At 73.1% G+C, this 2,440-nt stretch carries 2 protein-coding genes, 1 tRNA gene and 1 pseudogene; 3 read left to right on the top strand and 1 reads right to left on the bottom strand.

The genetic code is table 11. The features are described from left to right. Positions 1-326 (top strand): histidine phosphatase family protein (locus tag L0B03_RS16665; RefSeq protein WP_250447956.1); only part of this gene is annotated, 326 nt, incomplete at its 5' end. A 97-nt stretch (positions 327-423) separates the two neighbouring features. Next, a tRNA-Ala gene (locus L0B03_RS16660) sits at positions 424-496 on the top strand. 79 nt (positions 497-575) lie between these two features. Here the strand turns inward: L0B03_RS16660 and L0B03_RS16655 are convergent. Beyond that, positions 576-1,661 carry a calcium/sodium antiporter gene (locus L0B03_RS16655; RefSeq protein WP_250447954.1) on the bottom strand — a complete coding sequence of 362 codons (1,086 nt, stop codon included), beginning with the start codon at positions 1,659-1,661 and terminating at the stop codon, positions 576-578. Between the two features lie 206 nt (positions 1,662-1,867). Between L0B03_RS16655 and L0B03_RS16650 the strand changes: the two are divergent. After that, positions 1,868-2,440, top strand: a pseudogene (locus tag L0B03_RS16650) (metallophosphoesterase); the annotation flags it as partial.

Below are 2,440 nucleotides of genomic sequence, written 5' to 3'. Positions count from 1 at the left end.
GGGCACGGGTGGCCGAGCGCATGGCGGAGGCCGTCGCCGACCACGCGGCGCGGACGGCGACGGGGGCGCTCGTGGTCGTCTCGCACGGTGCTGCGATCACCCTCGGCCTGACGGCCCTGCTCGGCCTGGACCCGGTGGCCTGGCGTGGGCTCGTCGGCCTGCACAACGCCCACTGGGCGGTCCTGCGGCCCTCGGCGGGCGACGCGCACCCCGCGTGGCGGCTCGAAGGGCATGATCTCGGCCCCTCGGTCCAGACCGACGAGTGGAACGAGGGGACGGCGAGCGCCCGGCTGCCGAGCAGTGCCGAGGACGCACTGCGGGCCTGAGCCTCGCCGCAGGTCCGTGGCGTGGGTCACGTCTCGGCCCGCGATTGGAAAAGCACGCGGACTTCCCCCTAGACTGCAGTTCGCCCTCCGGGGCAGCGGGGCTGTGGCGCAGCTGGTAGCGCACCTGCATGGCATGCAGGGGGTCAGGGGTTCGAGTCCCCTCAGCTCCACCGCGAACAGGGCGTCCGACCACACGGTCGGACGCCCTGAGTCGTTCCCGGGGCTGGCCCCGCCTCGGCCTGAGGTGGCTCAGACCTCTCCCACCGACCCCGACTCTCGTCCGCGCCGCAAGCCCAGCTCGTAGGTCGCCAGCAGGACCAGGGTGAGCGCCGTGATCGGCAGGACGAACAGCAGCATCACCGAGCTGTAGGCGGGCAGGGCGTCGTGGCCTGCCGAGTCGAGCAGCAGGTAGAGCACGTACGCGGCGTAGAGCACGAGGAACAGGCCTGCTTCCCAGCGCTCGACCCTGAACCCGGTGAAGACGATCGGCAGCAGGGCCAAAGCGACAGCCAGGAGCACCGGCAGGTCGAAGCGCACGGCGCTCGGCTCGATGGGCACGCCACCGGGGGAGAGGATGGCGGCCATCCCCATCACGGCACCGATGTTGAAGATGCAGCTGCCGACTGCGTTCCCGACGGCCATCTCGACGTCCCCGCGGACCGCCGCGATCACCGAGGTCGCGAGCTCGGGCAGGGAGGTGCCGACCGCCACGACCGTCAGGCCGATGACGATCTCGCTCAGGCCGAGGCTGGTGGCCACCCGGGTGGCTCCGTCCACGAGCCACCCCGCACCCACCACCAGCAGGGCGACGCCGCCGACGACGAGCAGCACGCTGACGAGGGTCCGCGGCGGTGGGCCGGCCGAGGGGAGGTCGGTGCTGGGCTCGTCGTGCCCGCGACGGCTGCGCACCACGGCCCACGTGGTGTAGGCGATGAGCAGGGCCAGGAGGACCGCTCCGTCGAGCCGAGAGATCGTGCCGTTCAGGCTCAGCAGGAGGAAGAGTCCCGAGAGAGCGATGAGAACGGGGACGTCGCGCCGCACCACCGGACGACGCACGGCGAGCGGGAGGATCAGACCTGCGACCCCGAGCACCAGCAGGACGTTCGCGATGTTCGAGCCGACGACGTTCCCGACAGCCAACCCCGGGCTGCCACCGAGACTGGCGCGGACGGTCACGGCGAGCTCGGGGGCCGAGGTCGCGAACGACACGACGGTGAGTCCCACGACGAGGGGGGACAGGCCGAAGGACCTCGCGAGGCCGCTCGCTCCGCGGACGAGGACCTCACCGCCGACGACGAGCAGGACCAGGCCGCCGAGCAGCAGGAGAGTCGTCACGGGGACAGCCTGGCGGGAGAGGGTGCGGCGCGCACCCCGACCTGGCCCCCGCGTGTCCCTGGGCACGTCTCGCCCACCACGGCACGAGGTCCTAGGGTCGCGGGGACGCCCGGCCCTCTGGCTGAGGTCGGCGTGTTCGCCCACGGTGAACACGCCCTCCCAGGGGCGCACCCAGGTGTCCGATGGACGGGAGAGGAGGAGCACTGATGGACCCGACGACGACGCCGTCCCCCGAGCCGCCGACCCCGTCCGTGCGGCCGTCCGTCCGCGAGCGCCTCGCCGCTCTCGCTCGACGGCCGGTGCGCCTGTCGCTCCGACGGCTGGCGACCGGCACCCTCGTCGTCCTGGCAGTGCTGCTCCCCTCGGCGGCCTGGGGCATCTCGACAGCGCGTGCCGACGCCGGGCTCGGGCCGCACACCGCTCGCTACGAGGTCACTCTCGACCACGCCGTGACCCTCGACCTCGGTCCCCTGGGCACGGTGGTCGTGGACTCGCCGATGCCGTTCACCCTGGGGGCGAGGGTCGTCGTCCAGGAGATCCCCCGAGAGGTCACGGCGCTGCAGGGGGTCGACACGCTGGACGCCCTGCTGAGCGACCTCGAGAGCTACGTCCAGTTCTTCAGCTCCCCGGCCTCGACCGTCGAGGTCGCCGTCCGGGCGCTGGCCGTCGACGCCCTGCGGCGCACCGTGCTCGCCGCGATCACCGTCACGGCGGTGGTGGGCCTGGTCCGGGCCGGTCTCGGGACCCGCCGCAGGGCCGAGCTGGCCGCCGCAGCGAGG

This window comes from Actinotalea sp. C106, from assembly GCF_023630195.1.
Taxonomy (GTDB): domain Bacteria; phylum Actinomycetota; class Actinomycetes; order Actinomycetales; family Cellulomonadaceae; genus Actinotalea.
The sequence above is the reverse complement of the archived record's forward strand: the minus strand, read 5'-3'. Positions and strand labels throughout refer to the sequence as shown.